Below are 20664 nucleotides of genomic sequence, written 5' to 3' on the forward strand. Positions count from 1 at the left end.
CACCGAACAGAATTGGCAAGACCTGGTGCCATTTCGGCACCAGACCAGCGCCAGGGGCTTCGCACAATCGGGCCACAACCCCCCGATCCACGACGAGGACACCCCATGCAACCCACACTCCCCCTGCGCCGCGTGGCGCTCCTGTGCGGCCTGGCCCTGCTCAGCGCGCCTGCGCTGGCGCAGGACACCTACCCCAGCAAGCCCATCACCATCGTGGTGGGCTACCCGCCCGGCGGCAGCACCGACCTGACCGCGCGCACGGTGGCCACCGAGCTGGGCAACAAGCTCGGCGTGCCAGTCGTGATCGAGAACCTGGGTGGTGCCGGTGGCGCGATCGGCGCGCAGAAGGTGGCCAACGCCGCGCCCGACGGCTACACCCTGCTGGTGGGCGCCAACAACGAGATCGCGATCAATAAGCTCGTGACCAAGAAGGTCAAGTACGACATCAAGGACTTCACCGCCATCGGCCTCATTGCCTCGCAGCCGCTCGTGCTGGTGGCCTCCACCGGGGCGGGTGTCAAGAACATGGCGGAGTTCACGCAGAAGGTGTCCAAGAACCCCGGCAAGTTCAGCTACGGCAGCTCGGGCGTAGGCACAGCGTTGCACCTGGCGGGCGAGGCCGTGAAAGAGCAGGGCAAGCTGTTCATGACGCACATCCCCTACCGGGGCGTGGCGCCGCTCACCAGCGACCTCATGGGCAACAACCTGGAGTACGGCGTGTTCGTGCTCTCCAGCGGCCTGCCGCACATCAAGAGCGGCAAGGTGATTGCACTGGGCACCACCGAGGCCAAGCGCTCGGCCACCACACCCGACATCCCCGCGCTGGCCGAGTCGCCGCAGTACAAGAACGTGGACATCAGCGTGTGGTTTGCGCTCATGGGCCCTGCCAACCTCCCCAAGCCTGTGACCGACAAGCTCAAGAAGGCGCTGGCCGACAGCCTGCAATCGCCGGACTTCCGCAAGAAGATGGAAGCCAGCGGGTCCACCGTGGCCTCGCCCACCGTGAACATCGACCAGTTCCTGGTTACGGAAGTGGCCAAGTACAAGAAGATCGTTGAATTCGCCAAGATCGAAGAATGAACCCCACCGAGCTCACCCCCACCGCCGTGCCCCCCCTGGTGTTTGAACTGCCCGCCCCCGACATCAGCGCCTGGCGCGCCGGCAACACCGGCACCGAAGGCGTGTGGCATTTCGACTCGGGCCGGCCCGGCCGCCACGTGATGATCAGCGCCCTGGTGCACGGCAACGAGCTGTGCGGCGCCTGGGCGCTCAAGGGCCTGCTCGAAGCCGGTGTGCGCCCTGCGCAGGGCACGCTCACACTCGCCTTCTGCAACCTCGACGCCTTCGACCGCTTCGACCCCGGCAACCACGATGCCTCGCGCTTCACCGACGAAGACCTCAACCGCCAGTGGATCGACGCGCGCATCGATGCGGCCGACACCAACGAACGCCGCCGCGCCGCCGCGCTGCGCCCGTGGGTGGCGCAGGCCGACTGGCTGCTCGACATCCATTCGATGCACGAGCCCTCGGCACCGCTGCTGCTCACCGGCATCCAGCCGCGCAACCGGGCGCTGGCGCGTGCCATGCGCTCGCCCGAATACACCGTGGTGGACGCGGGCCACAAGGACGGTGTGCGCATGCGCGACTACGGCCGGTTCGGCGACCTGGACGACAACGGCACCCGCTCGCTGCTCATCGAATGTGGCTTCCATGGCGACCCGGCCAGCCGCGCCGTGGCGCAGGACCAGTGCGTGCGTTTCATCGAGCAGTCTGGCGCCCTGAGCGCCGACGCACTGGCGCAGCAGCTGCCCGGCTGGCGCCTGCCCGACGCACCGTGCCAGTGGGCGCTGGAGGTGACCGGCCCCGTGGTCGCCACCAGCAGCGCCTTCCGGTTTGTGGCGCCGTACACGGGCCTCGAAGTGTTCGAGAAGGCGGGCACGGTGATTGGCGACAACGACGGCGTGCCGGTGGTCACTCCGTACGACGACTGCGTGCTCGTCATGCCCTCGGTGCGCCAGGCACGTGCCGGGGTGACCGTGGTGCGCTTTGCGCGGCGCCGGTTGCTGTAGGCAGTACTGTCGTTGTTTGCTATCTAGTTGATAGCTACTAAGGCATGTTCAACTGGCGCTACCGGCCATTTGGCTTGTAGTCGGGGCCCCAGCACCACACAGGCCAGCGCGGCCACCACCAGCGCAATGCCTGCCCACTGCCAGGGCGCCACGCCCTCGTCCAGCAGCAGCCAGCCTGCGGTGAGGCCCACCACTGGCACCGCCAGACTGAAGGGCGCAACGCGGTTGGCGGGGTAGCGCTGCAGCAGGTTGGTCCATAGCGCGTAGCCCACGATGGTGGCGGCCCAGCCCAGGTAGGCCACCGCCGCCCACGACAGCAGCGGCACGCTGGCCAACGTCTGCCACTGCAGCCAGCGCGCGGCGTCGGGGTCGAACAGGGCGGACAGCGCCATGAACGGCAGCACCGGCACCAGGCTGCTCCAGATCACAAAGGCCAAGGGGTCAAACCCCGGACTGTGCTGCTGCGCCAGCCGCGCCACGATGTTGGACGATGCCCACATCGCCGCGCCGCACAGCGTGAGCAGCAGGCCCGCCAGTGTGGTGGCCGCCGCCACCCCCACGCCGGAGCCCGGGCCCACATAGTTCATAGCAAAACACACCAGCCCCAGTGCGGCGAGCCCCATGCCCACGCGCAGCGGCAGCCCCGGCCGCTCGCGCAACAGTGCAAAGCCCAGCAGCGCCGTGAAGAACACCTGGGTTTGCAGCAGCACGCTAGCCAGCCCAGCCGTCATGCCCACCTTGAGCCCCATGAACAAAAAGCCGAACTGCCCCACACCCTGGAACAACCCGAACAGCAGCACCCAGCGCCAGTGCATGCGCGGCGGACGGACCAGCAGCACCAGCGGCAGCGCTGCACACAGGTAGCGCGCAGCGCCCAGCTGGAAGGGGCTGAAGCTGCGCAGCCCCCACTTCATCGCCACAAAGTTCACGCCCCAGAGGATCACCACCACCAGCGCTGCGAACAGGTCGCGCGCGCGCAGCGGGCTGGTGGCGGATGCGACTTGTACAGCGCCGCTCATTGCGCCGCGCGCGCTGCGTCGATGTGCGCCTTCACGCGCTGGGCCAGCGCAATGTCACCGGGGGTCTCGGGGCTCCACTTGTCCACGGTACGCGGCTGGTCGCTGGCATCCACGGCGGTGTACACGGCCACGCAGTGCACCACGTCCTCCAGCGGTGCGCCGTGCACTGCGCCGCTGCGCACTTCCATGGCCAGGCACATGCTGGTGTCGGTGGTGTAGGCCAGGCGCGCGTGCACCTCCACCAGGTCCCCCGGGCGGATGGCGCGCACAAAGTGGGCGCCGCCCACAAACTCGGTAATGCAGGCGCCCTTGGCCCAGGCGCTGGCGCAGGCAAACCCGGCTTCGTCCACCCAGCGCAGCACCGTGCCGCCGGGGATGCGGCCTGCCTGGGGCAGCGTGGTCTGGGACGCCAGGAAGCGCAGGGTGGTTGAGTGCATGCCGGGGCTCCAAAGGATGGGGAGGCGTTCATTATTCTCCAGCGCCCCGGCTGCCGTAGCCTCCACCCGTCCCCGAACGCAGCCCAGCGCTCGCGATGCGGCCGCGTGGGCGAAGCTCTGCGCCACTTGACCTGAGTCAAAACCCTACTGCAAACGCGTCCCTACATTGAGAACCATTCCGTTTGGCCCTCGGTGCCGGTGGGGCGATTTTCCCATGCGATCGTCCTCAGGTTCACAGGGGCCGCCCTCCAGTCGGCGGTGCCGACACCCGCCCCTGGGGCCTACTCTAAAGCGCACGCCGTGTGGCCTGCGTCCATTGCCATGTCATTGCTTCACCGGTTGAACCTGCTCGAAAAATTCCTCATCCTGGGGACCATCGGGCTCATGATGAGTGCCTTGCCCACCTACCTGGTGGTGCGCGACTCCCTCCATGCCATCGACCACGCGCGCCTGGAGGCGCAGGGCGTGCCCCCCGCCCAGGCGCTCACGCTGCTGGTGCAGCGCATGCAGGTGCACCGTGGCCTGTCTGTGGGCATGCTGGGGGGCGACGAGTCGCTGGCCGCGCGCCGCCCTGCCGCGCGCGATGCGGTCAACACCGCGCTGGACGACGTGAGCGCCCGCTTTGCCGCCGCCAAGGTGCCCGCAGCGCAGATGGCGGCCTGGACCCAGGCGCAGCAGACCTGGCGCACGCTGGAGCAGGCCGTGGGCGCGCGCAGCATCGAGCAGGCGCAGAGCACGGCGCAGCACACGCAGCTGATTGCCCAGCTGCTGCAGCTCAACGAGGCCCTGGTGCACGCCTATGGCCTGCAGATCGACCCCGAGGCCGACACCCATGCGCTGGTCCAGGCATCGCTGGCGCAGGCGCCCATGCTGGGCGAAAAGCTGGGCATGCTGCGCGCCCAGGGCGCCAGCGCCTTGGGCAAGCGCGAGCTGACGCCCCAGGGCAAGGGCCAGCTGCTGGTGCTGCAGCAGCGTGTGGCCGAGCTGCAGGCCGACACCTTCCGCGGCCTGGACCGCGCCCTGCAGGGCAACCCCGACCTGCAGCGCGCACTGGGCAGCAGCGTGCAGGCGGTGCAGGGCCAGATCCAGCAGTCGCTGCAGATGGCCGAGCGCGACGTGATCAACGCCACCGAGCTGCAGCTCGCGTCCAAGGATTACTTCGACGCCTTCACCCGCACCATCGAGGCGCTGAACGCGCTCAACAACCTGTCGATGGCCAGCCTGGACCAGGCCCTGCAGGCGCGTGTGGCGGGGCTGCAGCGCAACCTGCTGTGGGTGGCCCTGGCCCTGGTGCTCACGCTGTCGGCCACCAGCGCCATGGCCCTGGTGTTTGTGCGCTCCATGACCGGGCCGCTGTCGCAGGCCGTGGCGCTGTCGCGCGCCGTGGCACAGGGGGACCTGAGCGGTGCGCCCATCCCGCACGGCACCAACGAAGTCGGCCAGCTGCTGCAGGCGCTGCAGCAAATGCGCAGCCAACTCACGCAGGTGGTGCGCCAGGTGCGCGGCGGGTCGGAGAGCGTGGCCACGGCCAGCGTGCAGATTGCACAGGGCAACACCGACCTATCGGCCCGCACCGAAAGCCAGGCCAGCGCGCTGGAGCAGACCGCTGCCTCGATGGAGCAGCTCAACGCCACCGTGCGCCAGAACGCCGACAGCGCCCAGCAGGCCAGCCAGCTCGCCGCCAGCGCGAGCACCGTGGCCACCCAGGGTGGCGAGGTCGTGGCCCAGGTGGTCAACACCATGCAGGGCATCAATGCCGCGTCGCAGAAGATCTCGGACATCATCGGCGTGATCGACTCCATCGCCTTCCAGACCAACATCCTGGCGCTGAACGCGGCCGTGGAAGCCGCCCGCGCGGGCGAGCAAGGCCGGGGCTTTGCCGTGGTGGCTAGCGAGGTGCGCAACCTCGCCGGGCGCAGTGCCGAGGCCGCGCGCGAGATCAAGACCCTCATCAGCGCCAGCGTGGAGCGCGTGGAGCAGGGCACGGCCCTGGTGGACCGCGCAGGCAGCACCATGACCGAGGTGGTGGCGTCCATCCGCCGCGTGACCGACATCGTGGGCGAGATCAGCGCGGCCAGCCACGAACAGTCGCTGGGCGTGGCCCAGGTGGGCGAGGCCGTGACACAGATGGACCAGGTCACGCAGCAGAACGCGGCCTTGGTCGAAGAAATGGCCGCCGCCGCCAGCAGCCTGCAGAACCAGGCCGAGGACCTGGTGCAGGTGGTGTCGGTGTTCCGCCTGGGGGGTGATGGCAACCCCACCGGCGGCATCGGTGGCGGGCCCGGAATGCTACGACTTCAATAGCCAAAAAGGCATACTGGTCGCGCGCAGGCGGCCATTTTGGTTTGAGAATTTCAGGTCACAGGCGGGGCAATGCCCAGCGCATCCAGCTCCGCCGCCGTGAACACCCGCGAGCGGGTGTGAAAGGCCTTGCCCTCGGGCCCCTCCAGCGAGAAGGTGCCGCCCGTGCCTTCGATCACATCGATGATGAGCTGCGTGTGTTTCCAGGTCTCGTACTGCGCGCGCCCGATGTAGAACGGGCAGCCGCCGATATCGCCCAGGTACACGTCGCCTGCACCCATCGTGATCTCACCCGGCAGGTAGCAGTTGGCTGCGCTGTTGTCGCAGCAGCCACCCGACTGGTGGAACATCAGATCGGGGCCATGTTTGGTTTGCAGAAAGGCCACCAGCTCCAGCGCGGCGGGGGTGGCGACGACTTTTTCGACCATGGTTGTCTCCAGCGTGCGATGCAAAAAGCAAACGCGGCCAGTTGGAACAACGAGCCGCGTCAGTAGAAACGTTTCCAGCTATCCACAAGCCGTCCCTGGCTAGGCGTCTCCGTCGCAGACGGTGGCAGCGCCACGGCAAGACGGAGCAACGACGCCAGGGACGGTCTGTGAACCGCCGCCCCTCAGAAGAAACCCAGCTTGTTTTCTGAGTAGCTCACCAGCAGGTTCTTGGTTTGCTGGTAGTGGTCCAGCATCATCTTGTGCGTCTCACGCCCAATGCCCGACTCCTTGTAGCCGCCGAACGCCGCATGTGCGGGGTACGCGTGGTAGCAGTTGGTCCACACGCGCCCGGCCTTGATCGCGCGGCCCATGCGGTAGGCCACGTTGCCGTTGCGGCTCCACACGCCCGCGCCCAAGCCGTACAGCGTGTCGTTGGCAATCGCCAGCGCTTCGGCTTCGTCCTTGAAGGTGGTCACGGCCAGCACGGGGCCGAAGATTTCTTCCTGGAAGATGCGCATCTTGTTGTGGCCCTTGAACAGCGTGGGCTGCACGTAGTAGCCGCCTTCCAGGTCGCCGCCCAGATGCGCTTGGCCGCCACCGGCCAGCACTTCGGCGCCTTCCTGTTTGCCGAGGTCGAGGTAGCTCAGGATCTTGGTGAGCTGTTCCTTCGATGCCTGTGCACCCATCATGCTGTCGGTGTCCAGCGGATTCTGGTGCTTGATGGCGGCCACGCGCTTGAGCACACGCTCCATGAACTTGTCGTAGATCGATTCCTGAATCAGTGCGCGGCTCGGGCAGGTGCAGACCTCACCCTGGTTGAACGCGAACAGCACCAGGCCTTCGATGGCCTTGTCCAGAAACGCATCGTCCTTGTCCATCACGTCAGCAAAGAAGATGTTGGGGCTCTTGCCGCCCAGCTCCAGCGTGGCGGGGATCAGGTTGTTGGCAGCGGCCTGGGCAATCACGCGGCCGGTGCTGGTGGAGCCGGTGAACGCGATCTTGGCGATGCGCTTGCTCTGCGCCAGCGGCATGCCGGCCTCGCGGCCAAAGCCGTTGACGATGTTGAGCACGCCGGGCGGCAGCAGGTCGGCAATCAGCTCGACCAGGATGAGGATGGAGATGGGGGTGGACTCTGCGGGCTTGAGCACCACACAGTTGCCCGCGCCCAGCGCCGGGGCCAGCTTCCACGCGGCCATCAGGATGGGGAAGTTCCACGGAATGATCTGGCCCACCACGCCCAGCGGCTCCTGGATGTGGTACGCCACCGTGTTTTCGTCGATGTTGCTCAAGGCGCCTTCTTGCGCCCGCACGCAGCCCGCAAAGTAGCGGAAGTGGTCCACAGTGAGCGGGATGTCGGCGTTCAGCGTCTCGCGGATGGCCTTGCCGTTGTCCACGGTCTCGGCGTAGGCCAGGCGCTCCAGGTTTTCTTCGATGCGGTTGGCGATCTTGAGCAGGATGTTGGCGCGCGTGGCGGCATCGGTCTTGCCCCAGCTGTCGGCGGCGGCGTGGGCGGCGTCCAGTGCCAGTTCGATGTCTTCGGCGGTGGAGCGGGCGGCCTGGGTGTAGACCTTGCCGCTCACGGGCGTGATGACATCAAAGTACTGGCCCTTGACGGGCGGCACGAATTTGCCGCCGATGAAGTTGTCGTAACGGGGCTTGTAGGTGATCTTCGCGCCAGCGGCGCCGGGGGCTGCGTAAACGGTCATGAGCGTTGTCTCCTGCGGTTGTTGTGGACATCGGGCGGGCCGCATGGGCCATTCCGATGCCACACCCCTACTCAAAACACATGCCAGCCTGTGCCTGGGCGTGGGCCGTTGATTTCATTGACTTTTGGGCTGCACCCACCGCGCCCACCTGTCGCAGCGGACACCCCCGCGCTGTGCCGGGCCGCGACACCTGTCACGAAATGGAACAGTTGGCGCCCGGCTTGCGCCCCCGCCCTTGCCCCGCGCCGTGGCGCCCGCCATACTGGCCCATACACCACAAGCGGGCCGCCCTGAGCCCGCACGGAGACAAAGCGTGCGCCCCAACACCTCCCCCGTCGCCCTGCGACAGGCCCGCCAGCACCTGCTGGACTCTGGCCAGTGCCCCAGCGGCCTGGTGGACGAGCGCCTGGCGCGCTCCTGGTCGCGCAGCCTGGCGGCGGGCCTGGTGCCCACCGGGCGGCCCCAGGGCATCGACCACCCCAGCAGCGGCACGCTGCGCCAGGTGCTGGCCAGCAACCCCGAGCTGCTGGCGCACTCGCGGCCGGTGATGGAATACCTGTTTGAACAAGTGCGCCACAGCCAGAGCGTGGTGGTGCTGGCCGACCGGCGCGGCATGCTCATGCACACGCTGGGCGACCCGGTTTTTGTCGGCAAGGCCGAGCGCGTGGCGTTGACCAGCGGCGCCTCGTGGCACGAGGCGCACCGGGGCACCAACGCCATCGGCACGGCCCTGGCCGAGGGCTGTGCGGTGGAGGTGCATGGCAGCGAGCATTACCTGGAGCGCAACGGCTTTCTCACCTGCGCGGCCTCGCCCATCCTCTCGGCCACGGGCGACCTGCTGGGCATCCTCGACATCTCGGGCGACTACCGCAACGGCCACGCGCACGCCCTGGGCCTGGTGAGCACGGCCGCCCGCATGATCGAAAACCGCCTGCTGGCCGCCACCTGCAAACGCAACATCCGCCTGCACCTGCACCGCGACCCGGAGGGCATCGGCAGCGTGGCCGAAGGCATCGTGGCCGTGTCGGCCGACGGCTGGATCGTGGGCGCCAACCGCGTGGCCTTGGCCCAGCTGGGTCTGCACGCGCGCGACGTGGGCGCCACCTTGCTGGAGCGGGTGCTGGATGTGCGGCTCGATGACCTGCTCTCGCACCACAAGCGCCGCCCCCAGCAGCCCCAGGCGCTGCGCACACCCCAAGGCGGCCTGCTGTTTGCCCAGGTGCAGGTGGACGCCGCCGCGTGGGTCACCCCGTCGCCCTCCGCCCCCGCAGCCCGCGCCACACCCGCGCATGACGCGCTGGCCCAGCTGGACACGGGCGACACCCGCTGGCGCAGCGCCGCCGACAAGGCCCGCCGCGTGGTGGGCAAGCCGATTGCGGTGCTGGTGCAGGGCGAGTCGGGCGTGGGCAAGGAGGTGTTTGCGCGCGCGCTGCACGCCAGCGGCCCGCGCTGCGATGCACCCTTTGTGGCCATCAACTGCGCGGCGATCCCTGAGCACCTCATCGAATCCGAACTCTTCGGCCATGTGGCGGGCGCCTTCACCGGTGCGCGCAAGGAGGGCCACCTGGGCCGCCTGCGCGAGGCCCATGGCGGCACGCTGTTCCTCGACGAAATTGGCGACATGCCGCTGGCCCTGCAGACCCGCCTGCTGCGTGTGCTGCAGGAGCGCAGCGTGACCCCCGTGGGCGCCAGCAAGGCCGTGCCGGTGGACTTTGCGCTGGTCTGCGCCACACACAACCAGCTGCTGCAGGCGGCCGAACAGGGGCGCTTTCGGCAAGACCTGTACTACCGCATCAACGGCCTTACGGTGCAGCTGCCCGCGCTGCGCGAGCGCAGCGACTTCGTGGCACTGGCGCAGCGCCTGCTGGCCGACCTGGCCACCGAGCAGGGCCTGGGTTTTGAGGTGCAGGTGGCGCCCGATTTGCTGGCCCGCCTGGCCGTCTACCCTTGGCCCGGCAACCTGCGCCAGCTGGCCAACGTGCTGCGCACCGCCTGCGCCATGCTGGCCGAGGGCGAAGACACCCTGGGCTGGGACCATATGCCCGACGACCTGGTACAGGCGCTGACGGCGGCGCCTGCCCCTGCGCCCGCGCAGAACGAATCGGCTGCCAACCCGGCCGCGCTGAACCTGCAGCAACTCTCCCAGGCCGCCATCGACCAGGCGCTGCAGGCCGCACGCGGCAACATGTCGCAGGCGGCGCGCCAGCTGGGCATCAGCCGCCAGACGCTGTACCGCAAGCTGGGCGGGCGTTCCACCCCATAGCTGTTGATTTAAAAGCTATTAATTTGATAGCTATTGAGGCAATACCATCAGACGGTAGCGCCCTTTTTTGCTTGAACCGGCAACACCAGCCGCGCCCGCAGGCCCTGGCCGGGTGCGCTGTGCAGCTCCAGCCGCCCGCCGTGGCTGCGCGCCACACGCTCCACGATGGCCAGGCCCAGGCCCGCACCCGGTGCGCCTGACCGCGCCGCCCCATCGCCGCGCGCAAAGGGCTGGCGGATGCGGTCGAGGTCGGCGGGGGCAATGCCCCGGCCCTGGTCCTGCACCTCCAGCCACACGCTGTCGGCATCGACCCCGGTGCGCAGCACCACGGGCGGCGCGCCGTGGCGCCAGGCGTTTTCGACCAGGTTGTCCAGCGCGCGGCGCAGGGCCTGGGGGCGCACGGGCACGTCGGGCAAGGGCACCAGCTCCAGGGGCAGCGCGCGGCCATGGTCGGCCTGGGCCTCGGCCACGGCCTGGGCCAGGTCGTTGAGCGATGCGCGGGTGGGCGCCTCGGCCTCGGCGCTGCGCGCAAACTGCAGGAACTGACCGACGATGCCGTCCATCTCGTCAATGCTGCGCGCCATGCTGGCGGCCAGGGGCGCATCGATCTGTGCGCCCGCAATCTCCACCCCCAGGCGCAGCTTGGTCAGCGGCGTGCGCAGGTCGTGCGACACGCCCGCCAGCATCAGCGCCCGTTCGTGGTCGGCAGCGGCCAGGCTCTGCGCCATGTGGTTGAAGCTGCGGGCCACGGTGGCGATTTCCTCCGGCCCGGCCTCGGGCAGCACGTCAGGGGCCTGGCCCTGCGCCAGCTGGCGCGCGGCCCCCACCACCTGGGCCAGCGGGCGGTGGATGTGGCGCTGCAGCCACCACGCGCCCAGCAGCGCCAGCAGCATGCTGGCCAGCGTGGCAGCCAGCCAGGCGCCGGTGAAGGCGCGTGTGGGGAACACGCTGGGCAGGTTCAGCCAATAGGTCTCTGCCCCCTCCGGCCCCTGGTGCACTATGCGCAGGGCCAGCACGCCCGTGCTGTCACGGCGCCATACGGGTTGTGATGACTGCGATATTGGTGTTGCCGCATCGTCCACTCCCAGGCGGTGCGACACCGCCTGCACAAACTGCCGCTCCATGGGCGACAGCAGCGCACGCCGCGCAGCGCTTTCCGCCGCCACCGGCGGGGCCGACCGCACCGATTGCTGGTTGAAGGCCTCGACGAATGCGGCCCGCTGTGCCGGGGGCAGTGCCTGCAGCCCGGCGCGCAGCGCGCCGACGTTGCGCGCAACGCCGTCGGCCACCTGCGCCACGCGGGGTTGAAAGATCATCTGCCGCACCAGCATGGCCGCCACCAGCTGGCCCAGCACGATCAGCACCGCCATCAGCAGTAGATTGCGGCCCAGCAGGCTGCGCGGCCACCAGCCCCGGGTGGGGTTGAGTGTGGCGGAGGGTGTCATGCTTTGCCTCCGCAGCCCGGCGCTGCGCCGTCGGGCACAAACACATAGCCCACGCCCCACACGGTGCGGATGTGGCGCGGCTGCGCCGGGTCGGCCTCGATGAGCTTGCGCAGCCGCATCACCTGCACGTCGATGCTGCGGTCGGTGGCGGTGTGGTCGGGCCCATAGGCCAGTGCAATGAGGCGGTCGCGCCCCAGGGGCCGGTGGGGCTGGCGGGCCAGGGCCTGCAGCAGCGCAAATTCACCCGTGGTCAGGGGCAGGTCTTCGCCGTGGCGCTGCAGCCGCCGCTCGTCCAGCCACAGCGTGAACGCGCCGAAGGTGATGCAGCCGCCCGCCTGGCGCGGCCCGGTGTGTGCGCCCAGCAGGCGCTGGCGGCGCACCATGGCCTGGATGCGGGCCAGCAGCTCGCGCGGGTTGAAGGGCTTGGGCAGGTAGTCGTCGGCGCCCATCTCCAGGCCCACGATGCGGTCCACCGGGTCGCCGCGCGCGGTGAGCATGAGGATAGGAATGGTCTCGCCCTGCGCGCGCAGGCGGCGGCAGATGGCCAGGCCGTCCTCGCCGGGCATCATCACGTCGAGCACCAGCACATCAAAACGCTCGCGCTGCAGCAGCGCATCGAGCGGGCCCGCGCCATCCACCGTGCGCACGGTGTAGCCCTGGTCGCTCAGGTAGCGCTGCAGCAGCGCGCGCAGCTCGGGCTCGTCGTCGGCAACCAGGATCTTGGCGAGGGTGTCGGTCATGGGGCGGGGGTTCTCGGCCAGGCAGGCCACAGGCCCGATGGTACGGCGCGCCCCGCAGTGCCCGGGCAGGCCCCCCGCAGCGCCAGGGCCGGGGTGATGACAGCCTGTGACAAGCCCTGCGCGTTTGTCACGCTTTGTCATCATTGGGCGCGGCGCTGCAACGTTGGGCACATCCACCGGTGCGACAGTGGGGCATCGGCAGCACCAGGCCGCAGCCCCCACCACTTTTGCAGGAGTTTTGCCCATGCCCACGGCCCACCGCACCTTGTCCCTCGTCGCCGCCCTGGCCCTGGCCGCCACGGCCTGCGCCCAGGCCCAGCCGTCCGACGCACCCCAGGGCGGGCGCCTGCGCGCGCTCATCGCCCAGAAGCAGGCCCAGGCACAGGCCGCCGCGCTGCCCACCGGCGTGCAGCGCATTGCCGATGTGCCCTATGGCACCGACCCGGCGCAGCGCATGGACGTGTATGTGCCCACCAGCCCCACCACAGGAACCAACAGCCTGCTGGCCAGCACCGTGCGCGCGCCCGTCATCTTCATGGTGCATGGCGGCGGCTGGCGGCATGGCGACAAGGCCATGGGCCGCGTGGTGCAGGAGAAGGTGAACCGCTGGGTGCCCAAGGGCTTCATCCTCATCTCCATCAATTACCGCATGCTGCCCGATGCCCCCGTGGCCGTGCAGGAGCGCGATGTGCAGGCCGCCCTCATGGCCGCGCAGCAGCGGGCCACCACCTGGGGCGGCGACCCGGGCCGCTTCATCCTCATGGGCCACTCGGCAGGGGCGCACCTGGTGGCCTTGCTCAATGCCCACGCGCCGCAGGCCCTGCGCGAAGGCGCCTGGCCCTGGCTGGGCACGGTGGTGCTCGACAGCGCGGTGATGAACGTGCCCGCCTATATGCGCGCACCCCACATGCCGCTGTACGACGACGCGTTTGGCGCCGACCCGGCCTACTGGCGGTTGCTGTCGCCCCTGCACCAGTGGACGGCGGGCGCCCCGCCGGTGCAGATGGTGTGCTCCACCGAGCGCGCCGACCAGCCCTGCCACCAGGCCGAGGCCCTGGCCCGCCATGTACACAGCCTGGGCGGCCGCGCCGAGGTGCTGCCACAGGACCTGAGCCACGGCGAGATCAACGCCCAGCTGGGGCTGGAGAGCCCCTACACCCGGGCGGTGGAGGCCTTCATGGGCTCGCTGGATGCCGAGGTGGCGCGGCGCCTGCCCTGAGGCAGGGCGTAAAAACTATCATTTTGATAGCTTAAAAAGTAAGCCCAACGCGCGCAAACGGCCTTTTTTATTGCAATTTTGACTGCAGGTACGGCGCCAGATACCGCCCCGTGTGGCTGGCCGGGTTGGCCGCCAGTTCTTCGGGCGTGCCCACACCCACCACGGTGCCACCCCCTGCGCCGCCCTCGGGGCCCATGTCGATGAGCCAGTCGGCCGTTTTGATCACGTCGAGGTTGTGCTCGATGATGACGATGGTGTTGCCCGCATCGCGCAGCTGGTGCAGCACCTTGAGCAGCAGGTCGATGTCGGCAAAGTGCAGGCCGGTGGTGGGCTCGTCCAGGATGTAGAGCGTGCGGCCCGTGTCGCGCTTGCTCAGCTCCTGCGCCAGCTTCACGCGCTGCGCCTCGCCGCCCGAGAGCGTGGTCGCGGCCTGGCCCAGACGGATATAGCTCAAGCCCACATCCAGCAGCGTCTGCAGCTTGCGGGCGATGGTGGGCACGTCCTTGAAGTACGCCGCCGCGTCTTCCACCGTCAGCTCCAGAATCTGCGCAATGTTCTTGCCCTTCCACTGCACTTCCAGCGTCTCGCGGTTGTAGCGCTGGCCGTGGCAGATATCGCAGGGCACGTACACGTCGGGCAAGAAGTGCATCTCCACCTTCACCACGCCGTCGCCCTGGCAGGCCTCGCAGCGGCCACCGCCGGAGGATTGCGACACGTTGAAGCTGAAGCGCCCCGGGCCGTAGCCGCGTTCTTTGGCGGTGTTGGTCTCGGCCATCAGTTCGCGGATGGGGGTGAACAGGCCGGTGTAGGTGGCGGGGTTGCTGCGTGGGGTGCGGCCAATGGGGCTTTGGTCCACGTTGATGACCTTGTCGAAATACTCGATGCCCACGATCTCTTCGTGCGCGGCAGGCTCCTCGTGTGCGCGGTGAATCTGCCGCGCCACGGCGGCATACAGCGTGTCGTTGACCAGCGTGCTCTTGCCCGAACCCGAGACCCCCGTCACGCAGGTGAGCAGGCCCACCGGGAAGTCCACCGTCACGCCCTTGAGGTTGTTGCCCGTGGCGCCCACCACGCGCAGCGCCTGCACGGCGCCCTGGCGTGCATGGTGCTCGGCCATGCGCTCGGCGCGGCGCTTGCTGGCTTCGGTCTGCGGAAAGCGCGATTTGGTCTTGGCCTCCACCACGGGCGCAGGCTGGTCCAGCACTGGCAGCCAGGGCGTGCGGCGCTGGGGTACGGCAATGGTGCGCGTGCCCGACAGGTACTGGCCGGTGAGCGACTGCGCATTGGCGCGCACTTCGTCGTAGGTGCCCTGCGCCATCACCCGCCCGCCGTGCACGCCTGCGCCCGGGCCCATGTCGATCACATGGTCGGCGGCACGCATCATGTCTTCGTCGTGCTCGACCACGATCACGCTGTTGCCGATGTCGCGCAGGTGCTGCAGCGTGGCGATCAGCCGGTCGTTGTCGCGCTGGTGCAGGCCGATGCTGGGCTCGTCCAGCACGTACATCACCCCCGTCAGGCCCGAGCCGATTTGCGATGCCAGGCGGATGCGCTGCGCCTCGCCGCCCGAGAGCGTTTCGGCGCTGCGGTCCAGGCTCAGGTAGTTCAGGCCCACGTCGTTCAAGAACTGCAGGCGCGTGGTGATCTCGCGCACCACCTTGTCGGCGATCTCGGCCTTGGCGCCCGTGAGCGTGAGCGCCTGGAACCAGCCATGCGCGTCGCTCAGCGTGGCATGGCTCACTTCATAAATGGCGCGGGCCTGTTCGCCCTCGCCCACCTTCACATGGCGGGCCTCGCGGCGCAGGCGCACGCCGTGGCATTCGGGACAAGGCTGGGTGCTGCGAAAGCGTGCCAGGTCTTCGCGCACCACCACTGAATCCGTCTCGCGGTAGCGCCGCGCCATGTTCGGCAGGATGCCTTCAAACGCATGCTTCTTGGTGTAGACCTTGCCCTTGTTGGCGCCGCTGTCCAGGATGTAGCTGAACGCGATCTCGTCCTCGCCCGAGCCATGCAGCACGGCGTGCTGCACCGTGGCGGGCAGGGTTTCGAAGGGCGCCTCCACATCAAAGCCGTAGTGCCGCGCCAGGCTCTCCAACATCGCAAAGTAGTAGCCGTTGCGCCGGTCCCAGCCCTTGATGGCGCCGCTGGCCAAACTGAGGGACGGGAAGGCCACCACACGCGCCGGGTCGAACACTTCGCGCTGGCCAATGCCGTCGCACGCGGGGCAGGCGCCCATGGGCGAGTTGAAGGAGAAGAGGCGCGGCTCCAGCTCGGCCAGCGAGTAGCTGCACACCGGGCACGCAAATTTGCTGCTGAACAGGTGCTCCTGCCCCGTGTCCATCTCCAGCGCCAGCACACGGCCATTGCCGTCGTGGCCGCCCACCCGCAGGGCGGCCTCGATGCTTTCGGCGAGGCGCTGCTGCAGGTCGGCGCGCACCTTCACGCGGTCGATGACCACGTCGATGTCGTGCTTCTCGGTCTTCTTGAGCGCGGGCAGGTTCTCGTGTTCGTAGATCTGGCCATCCACCCGGAAGCGGATGTAGCCCAGCGCCTGCATCTGCGTGAACAGCTCGGTGAACTCGCCCTTCTTCTCGCGCGCCACGGGCGCCAGGACCATGAGCTTGGTGTCCTCCGGCAGGGCCAGCACGGCGTCCACCATCTGGCTCACCGTCTGCGCTGCCAGCGGCAGGCCGTGGTCGGGGCAGAACGGCGTGCCGGCGCGGGCGTACAGCAGGCGCAGATAGTCGTGGATCTCGGTCACCGTGCCCACGGTGGAGCGCGGGTTGTGGCTGGTGGCCTTCTGCTCGATGGAAATCGCTGGTGACAGCCCTTCGATCAGGTCCACATCCGGTTTGTCCAGCCGCCCGAGGAACTGCCGCGCGTAGGCCGACAGGCTCTCTACATACCGCCGCTGGCCCTCGGCATACAGCGTGTCAAACGCCAGGCTGGATTTGCCCGAGCCGGACAGCCCGGTGATCACCACCAGCTGGTTGCGCGGGATGTCGAGGTCGATGTTCTTGAGGTTGTGCGTGCGCGCGCCACGGATGCTGATGCGCTGCTCGCGCAGGGCGCGGGCGAGGTAGACACCATCGGCGGATCGGTCGTCGGCAACGGGGGGAGGGGTCACGGGCGGGCTCGGTGCAGGAAAACCCACCATGATAGGTCACCCGCCCTTGGCGCGCAGCCCCCACATAATGGGCGCGCCATGACCGCCCCGCAGCCCCTGCCCTCCACCCTGTTCACCACCGACCAGCAAGCCGGTGAGGCCCGCTTTGAGGCATGGCGCAACAGCATCTCGGTGGTGTTTGACGTGGCGCCGCTGGCGCCGGAAGGCATTGCGGCGTTCCAGGCGTCGGTGCAGGCCACCCATCTGGGGCATTTGCTGGTGGGCGATCTGCACTTTGCGGGGCAGCAATTTCTGCGTTCGCAGCCCCGGGTGGTGCGCGATGGGCTCGACCACTACCTGGTGCAGTGGTACCGCACGGGCGGCTTTGTGGGCCAGCGCGATGGCGGCACGGACCTTGAAGTGCGCCCCGGCGACATCGCCATCCTGGACCTGGGCCGCACCCTGCGCACCTTTGCACGCCCCTCGCATGTGATGACCCTGATCGTGCCGCGCGAGCTGCTCCACGAGGCCCTGGGGGTGCGCGACTCGGACCTGCACGGCACGGTGCTGCGCGGCGGCTCGGCACTGGGCGGCCTGCTGAGCGACCACCTGCTGTCGCTGCAGCGCCGCCTGCCCGGTGTTGCGCTGGACGACGCCCCCGCCGTCGCCCGTGCCAGCGTGCAGATGCTGGCGGCCTGCGTGTTGCCCAGCACCCACACGCTGCACGGCGCCCAGGGCGCCCTGGAGGGTGTGACGCTGCAGCGCATCCAGCGGCACATCCACCGCCACCTGGGCGCGGACCTGAGCGCCGATGCCCTGTGCCGCATTTTTGGCCTGTCGCGCAGTGCGCTGTACCGCCTGTTTGAACCCCTGGGTGGGGTGGCCCACCATGTGCAGCAGCGGCGGCTGCTGTCGGCCTACCATGCACTGGCCAACCCGGCCAACCACCGCCTGCGCGTGGCCGAGGTGGCAACGCGGGTGGGTTTTGCGAGCAATGCCCATTTCAGCCGCGCCTTTCGCACGGCGTTTGGCATCGCGCCGTCGGATGTGCGGGCCCCCGGTGGCATGGGCGCCGGGGAGGCCCACCAGCCCGGGGCACAGGGCAGCTCTGCCGAGTACGCGGCCTGGGTGCGGGGCCTGCAAGGGGCGGGCGCCGCCGTCGGCTGACCCGGCTCCACGCCCACCGGGGCCAGGCAGAGGTGGGACACAAGGTCAACAAAACGCAAACGCAGGGGCAAACCACAGCCGGGCGCCGCCCCTAGCATGGGCCAAGCCCTGTGCTACCGACCTGCCCCATGCCCCCCGCCATTGCCCCGTCGCCCCCGCCACACCCCCGCTGCAGTGCATGCACCGCCTTGTATGGCCGCCCCCGGGCATGGGTGGGCGTGCCCGCCGTGGTGGTCCTGTGCGTGGCCCTGGTGGCAGGGGCCCGGGCCGAGACCCCACCAGCGTCCCCACCGCCCCTTGAAAACACTACGGTCGCCCTGCTGTCCACCCCCGAAGGCTCGGCAGCTGGGGAGCCCCGTGCACTGAAGGCACCCCAGGCAAGCGGTGGCCCCCGGTCGCACAACGGCTCCCACATCCCCACCCCCATCGACAACCCGTGGGCGCTGGGGCTGCTGGCCGCCCTGGCCGCCTGGGTGGTGTGGATGGATCGGTGGATGGATCACCCTCCAGGGCGGGACAAACACTGAAAGCCCGAGCCGCCGGGTCGGCTCTGATCGGCAGCCCGGGGGCCAATGGGCGAAAATCCCGCTTTTGCTTTTTTGGGCCTTAGCGCACACCGTGCCGGATTCTTCCTCCCTGCCAGCCGCAGCTGCCCCGCAGCCTTCTGCCCCTGCCACCCCCATGACCGCGCTGGAGCGCCGCTCCAGCGTCAGCCTGGCCCTCATTTTTGCGCTGCGCATGCTGGGCCTGTTCCTGGTGCTGCCCGTGTTCGCGCTGGAAGCCCGCAAGTACCCCGGGGGTGACGACCCGGCGCTGGTGGGCCTGGCCATGGGCATCTATGGCCTGACGCAGGCGGTGCTGCAGTTGCCGCTGGGCATCGCGTCAGACCGGTTTGGCCGCAAACGCGTGATCGTGCTCGGCCTGCTGGTGTTTGCGGCGGGCAGCCTGCTGGCGGCGCTGGCCGATTCGCTCACCGGGCTGCTGCTGGGCCGCGCCTTGCAAGGCGCGGGGGCGGTGTCGGCCGCCGTCACGGCCCTGCTGGCGGACCAGACGCGGGACGCCGTGCGCACCAAGGCCATGGCGCTGGTGGGCGGCAGCATTGGCCTGATGTTTGCCGTGGCACTGGTGCTGGCGCCCGTTCTCGCCGCCCGGATCGGGCTGGCGGGGCTGTTTGGCCTGACCTGCGCGCTGGCGCTGGCCGGTGTGGCGGTGGTGGTGTGGTGGGTGCCCCCCGAACCTGCTCAGCACCAGAACGCGGCCCGGGGCCGCTTGGCCGATGTCTGGACCCAGCCGGACCTGCTGCGCCTGAACCTGGGCGTGTTTGTGCTGCACACGGTGCAGCTGTCCATGTGGGTGGCCGTGCCTGCCATGCTGGTACAGGCGGGCTTGGCCAAGGACGCGCACTGGCAGGTGTACCTGCCCGCCGTGGTGCTGTCGTTTGTGGCCATGGGCGGGCTGTTCGCACTGGAGCGCGCGGGGCGCCTGCGCGCTGCCCTGCTGGGGGCGATTGCCCTGGTGCTGGTGGTGCAGGCGGGGCTGGGGCTGCTGGCAGCCAGCGGGGTTCCCGCCACGCTGTGGGTGCTGGGGCCGCTGCTGTTTGTGTTCTTCTGCGGCTTCAATGCGCTGGAGGCCAGCCAGCCCAGCCTGGTGTCGCGCATGGCGCCGCCGCAGCTGCGTGGTGCGGCACTGGGCACCTACAACACCCTGCAGTCGCTCGGGCTGTTTGCGGGGGGTGCCCTGGGCGGCGCACTGGTGAAATGGGCCGGAGCCCCCGGGCTGTTTGCCACCACCGCCGCCCTCACGGCCTTGTGGCTGGTGCTGACCTGGCCGCTGCGCCCTGTAGGACGCGGCGGGCACTGAAACCGGCGCCCACGCCCGGCCGGGGCGTGCCCCTTTCACCCCCGGTTGCGGCACAATGGCGCGTTTGGCGCCCGGAATCCCTCTCCAAATCCGGCGCTTTCCTCCTTTTAAGGCAAAGACAGCACCATGGCATCCGTAAACAAAGTCATCATCGTCGGCAACCTGGGCCGCGACCCTGAAATGCGCACTTTTCCCAGTGGCGACCAGGTGGCCAACGTGACGATTGCCACCACCGACAAGTGGAAAGACAAACAATCCGGCGAAATGAAGGAAGCCACCGAGTGGCACCGCGTGGTCTTCAACGGCCGCCTGGCCGAAATCGCCGGCCAGTACCTGCGCAAGGGCTCGCAGGTCTATGTGGAAGGCAGCCTGCGCACGCGCAAGTGGACCGACCAGAGCGGCGTGGAAAAGTACAGCACCGAGATCCGTGCTGACCAGATGCAGATGCTGGGCAGCCGCCAGGGCATGGGCGGTGGCGGCCAGGGTGGCGGTGGCCAGCAAGGCGGCGGCTATGACGACGGCTACGGCGGCGACCAGGGCGGCTACGACCAGGCCCCGCGCCGTGCAGCCCCTGCACCCCGGCCGATGGCAGCGCCCGCGCCCCGCCCCTCCCCCGCACCGGTGGCCCAGGCCCCGCGCGCAGCGTCCGGCTTTGATGACATGGACGACGACATTCCGTTCTGACCCCCCGGCAACGCGTCGAACCCCAGGCCCACACCCGCAAGGTGTGGGCCTTTTTCTTTGGGCGCTGCACTTCAAAACGTAGCAACTCGCAACAAGAATCACTTCGCAGGGTGCGGAAAAACAGCGTGCCAAACAGCGCGCTCCCTGCGCCGTCCGCGTGCTTTTACACCGGAGCACAGGCGCGCCACTTCTCCAATGTGTCCAGTGCGGCAGCGCCGCC

16 protein-coding genes are annotated in these 20664 nt (G+C 69.0%); 9 read left to right on the forward strand and 7 right to left on the reverse strand.

What is annotated here, in order from left to right:
• The first annotated feature begins 105 nt into the window (after window positions 1-105).
• Both AvAM_RS23860 and AvAM_RS23865 read left to right on the forward strand, forming a co-directional pair.
• The gene (locus AvAM_RS23860; RefSeq protein WP_137749386.1) at window positions 106-1080 is read left to right on the forward strand and encodes a tripartite tricarboxylate transporter substrate binding protein; all 975 of its coding nucleotides are present in this window, start codon (window positions 106-108) and stop codon (window positions 1078-1080) included.
• Window positions 1077-2069, forward strand: coding sequence for a succinylglutamate desuccinylase/aspartoacylase family protein (locus AvAM_RS23865; RefSeq protein WP_137749387.1), 993 nt, complete (start codon window positions 1077-1079; stop codon window positions 2067-2069). Before AvAM_RS23860 ends, AvAM_RS23865 begins: the two co-directional genes overlap by 4 nt.
• Window positions 2070-2092: 23 nt before the next feature.
• On the opposite strand, the gene AvAM_RS23870 is transcribed toward AvAM_RS23865, so the two are convergent.
• Together AvAM_RS23870 and AvAM_RS23875 are read right to left on the reverse strand one after the other, a co-directional pair.
• Window positions 2093-3088 (reverse strand): EamA family transporter, encoded by a 996-nt coding sequence (locus AvAM_RS23870; RefSeq protein ID WP_137749388.1) that lies wholly within the window; start codon window positions 3086-3088, stop codon window positions 2093-2095.
• Window positions 3085-3525, reverse strand: coding sequence for an acyl-CoA thioesterase (locus tag AvAM_RS23875; RefSeq protein ID WP_137749389.1), 441 nt, complete (start codon window positions 3523-3525; stop codon window positions 3085-3087). The genes AvAM_RS23870 and AvAM_RS23875 overlap by 4 nt, the downstream gene beginning before the upstream one ends.
• A 321-nt stretch (window positions 3526-3846) precedes the next feature.
• Here AvAM_RS23875 and AvAM_RS23880 point away from each other — a divergent pair, with 321 nt between their 5' ends.
• Complete coding sequence (locus AvAM_RS23880; protein WP_137749390.1) at window positions 3847-5829, forward strand: methyl-accepting chemotaxis protein; 1983 nt, start codon at window positions 3847-3849, stop codon at window positions 5827-5829.
• Window positions 5830-5879: 50 nt separating this feature from the next.
• Here the strand turns inward: AvAM_RS23880 and AvAM_RS23885 are convergent, their stop codons facing one another.
• On the reverse strand, window positions 5880-6254 hold the full coding sequence (locus AvAM_RS23885; protein WP_137749391.1) for a DUF779 domain-containing protein: 375 nt from the start codon (window positions 6252-6254) through the stop codon (window positions 5880-5882).
• Window positions 6255-6436: 182 nt separating this feature from the next.
• A complete protein-coding gene (locus tag AvAM_RS23890; RefSeq protein WP_137749392.1) occupies window positions 6437-7960 on the reverse strand; it encodes an aldehyde dehydrogenase family protein in 1524 nt (507 codons plus the stop codon).
• 313 nt (window positions 7961-8273) lie between these two features.
• Between AvAM_RS23890 and AvAM_RS23895 the strand changes: the two genes are divergently transcribed.
• Complete coding sequence (locus AvAM_RS23895; RefSeq protein ID WP_137749393.1) at window positions 8274-10223, forward strand: sigma-54-dependent Fis family transcriptional regulator; 1950 nt, start codon at window positions 8274-8276, stop codon at window positions 10221-10223.
• A gap of 47 nt (window positions 10224-10270) precedes the next feature.
• Here the strand turns inward: AvAM_RS23895 and AvAM_RS23900 are convergent, their stop codons facing one another.
• Together AvAM_RS23900 and ompR are read right to left on the reverse strand one after the other, a co-directional pair.
• On the reverse strand, window positions 10271-11668 hold the full coding sequence (locus AvAM_RS23900) for an ATP-binding protein (protein ID WP_137749394.1): 1398 nt from the start codon (window positions 11666-11668) through the stop codon (window positions 10271-10273).
• The gene (gene ompR / locus AvAM_RS23905; protein ID WP_137749395.1) at window positions 11665-12408 is read right to left on the reverse strand and encodes a two-component system response regulator OmpR; all 744 of its coding nucleotides are present in this window, start codon (window positions 12406-12408) and stop codon (window positions 11665-11667) included. The genes AvAM_RS23900 and ompR overlap by 4 nt, the downstream gene beginning before the upstream one ends.
• A gap of 244 nt (window positions 12409-12652) precedes the next feature.
• Between ompR and AvAM_RS23910 the strand changes: the two genes are divergently transcribed.
• Complete coding sequence (locus tag AvAM_RS23910; RefSeq protein ID WP_137749396.1) at window positions 12653-13627, forward strand: alpha/beta hydrolase; 975 nt, start codon at window positions 12653-12655, stop codon at window positions 13625-13627.
• A 67-nt stretch (window positions 13628-13694) separates the two neighbouring features.
• Here the strand turns inward: AvAM_RS23910 and uvrA are convergent, their stop codons facing one another.
• Entirely contained in the window at window positions 13695-16784 is a 3090-nt protein-coding gene (gene uvrA / locus AvAM_RS23915) for an excinuclease ABC subunit UvrA (protein WP_249368356.1), read from the reverse strand.
• Between the two features lie 48 nt (window positions 16785-16832).
• Between uvrA and AvAM_RS23920 the strand changes: the two genes are divergently transcribed.
• The 4 genes from AvAM_RS23920 (at window position 16833) to ssb (ending at window position 20444) form a co-directional block, all read left to right on the forward strand.
• Window positions 16833-17900, forward strand: coding sequence for a helix-turn-helix domain-containing protein (locus tag AvAM_RS23920; RefSeq protein ID WP_137749398.1), 1068 nt, complete (start codon window positions 16833-16835; stop codon window positions 17898-17900).
• A 128-nt stretch (window positions 17901-18028) separates the two neighbouring features.
• Complete coding sequence (locus tag AvAM_RS23925; RefSeq protein WP_137749399.1) at window positions 18029-18427, forward strand: hypothetical protein; 399 nt, start codon at window positions 18029-18031, stop codon at window positions 18425-18427.
• Between the two features lie 154 nt (window positions 18428-18581).
• Window positions 18582-19760, forward strand: a complete 1179-nt coding sequence (locus tag AvAM_RS23930) for an MFS transporter (protein ID WP_137749400.1) — start codon at window positions 18582-18584, stop codon at window positions 19758-19760.
• Between the two features lie 126 nt (window positions 19761-19886).
• Window positions 19887-20444 (forward strand): single-stranded DNA-binding protein, encoded by a 558-nt coding sequence (gene ssb / locus AvAM_RS23935; RefSeq protein ID WP_137749401.1) that lies wholly within the window; start codon window positions 19887-19889, stop codon window positions 20442-20444.
• Window positions 20445-20664 lie beyond the last annotated feature (220 nt).

The organism is Acidovorax sp. NB1 (genome assembly GCF_005405905.1).
GTDB lineage: Bacteria > Pseudomonadota > Gammaproteobacteria > Burkholderiales > Burkholderiaceae_C > Acidovorax.

Bases quoted from the DNA above. Each gene is read 5' to 3' on its own strand.
- AvAM_RS23925 (WP_137749399.1), top strand. From the start codon at position 18,029: ATGCCCCCCGCCATTGCCCCGTCGCCCCCGCCACACCCCCGCTGCAGT.
- uvrA (WP_249368356.1), bottom strand. From the start codon at position 16,784: ATGGTGGGTTTTCCTGCACCGAGCCCGCCCGTGACCCCTCCCCCCGTT.
- AvAM_RS23880 (WP_137749390.1), top strand. From the start codon at position 3,847: ATGTCATTGCTTCACCGGTTGAACCTGCTCGAAAAATTCCTCATCCTG.
- ssb (WP_137749401.1), top strand. From the start codon at position 19,887: ATGGCATCCGTAAACAAAGTCATCATCGTCGGCAACCTGGGCCGCGAC.
- AvAM_RS23910 (WP_137749396.1), top strand. From the start codon at position 12,653: ATGCCCACGGCCCACCGCACCTTGTCCCTCGTCGCCGCCCTGGCCCTG.
- AvAM_RS23930 (WP_137749400.1), top strand. From the start codon at position 18,582: ATGACCGCGCTGGAGCGCCGCTCCAGCGTCAGCCTGGCCCTCATTTTT.
- AvAM_RS23865 (WP_137749387.1), top strand. From the start codon at position 1,077: ATGAACCCCACCGAGCTCACCCCCACCGCCGTGCCCCCCCTGGTGTTT.
- AvAM_RS23870 (WP_137749388.1), bottom strand. From the start codon at position 3,088: ATGAGCGGCGCTGTACAAGTCGCATCCGCCACCAGCCCGCTGCGCGCG.
- AvAM_RS23885 (WP_137749391.1), bottom strand. From the start codon at position 6,254: ATGGTCGAAAAAGTCGTCGCCACCCCCGCCGCGCTGGAGCTGGTGGCC.
- AvAM_RS23920 (WP_137749398.1), top strand. From the start codon at position 16,833: ATGACCGCCCCGCAGCCCCTGCCCTCCACCCTGTTCACCACCGACCAG.
- AvAM_RS23900 (WP_137749394.1), bottom strand. From the start codon at position 11,668: ATGACACCCTCCGCCACACTCAACCCCACCCGGGGCTGGTGGCCGCGC.
- ompR (WP_137749395.1), bottom strand. From the start codon at position 12,408: ATGACCGACACCCTCGCCAAGATCCTGGTTGCCGACGACGAGCCCGAG.
- AvAM_RS23860 (WP_137749386.1), top strand. From the start codon at position 106: ATGCAACCCACACTCCCCCTGCGCCGCGTGGCGCTCCTGTGCGGCCTG.
- AvAM_RS23890 (WP_137749392.1), bottom strand. From the start codon at position 7,960: ATGACCGTTTACGCAGCCCCCGGCGCCGCTGGCGCGAAGATCACCTAC.
- AvAM_RS23875 (WP_137749389.1), bottom strand. From the start codon at position 3,525: ATGCACTCAACCACCCTGCGCTTCCTGGCGTCCCAGACCACGCTGCCC.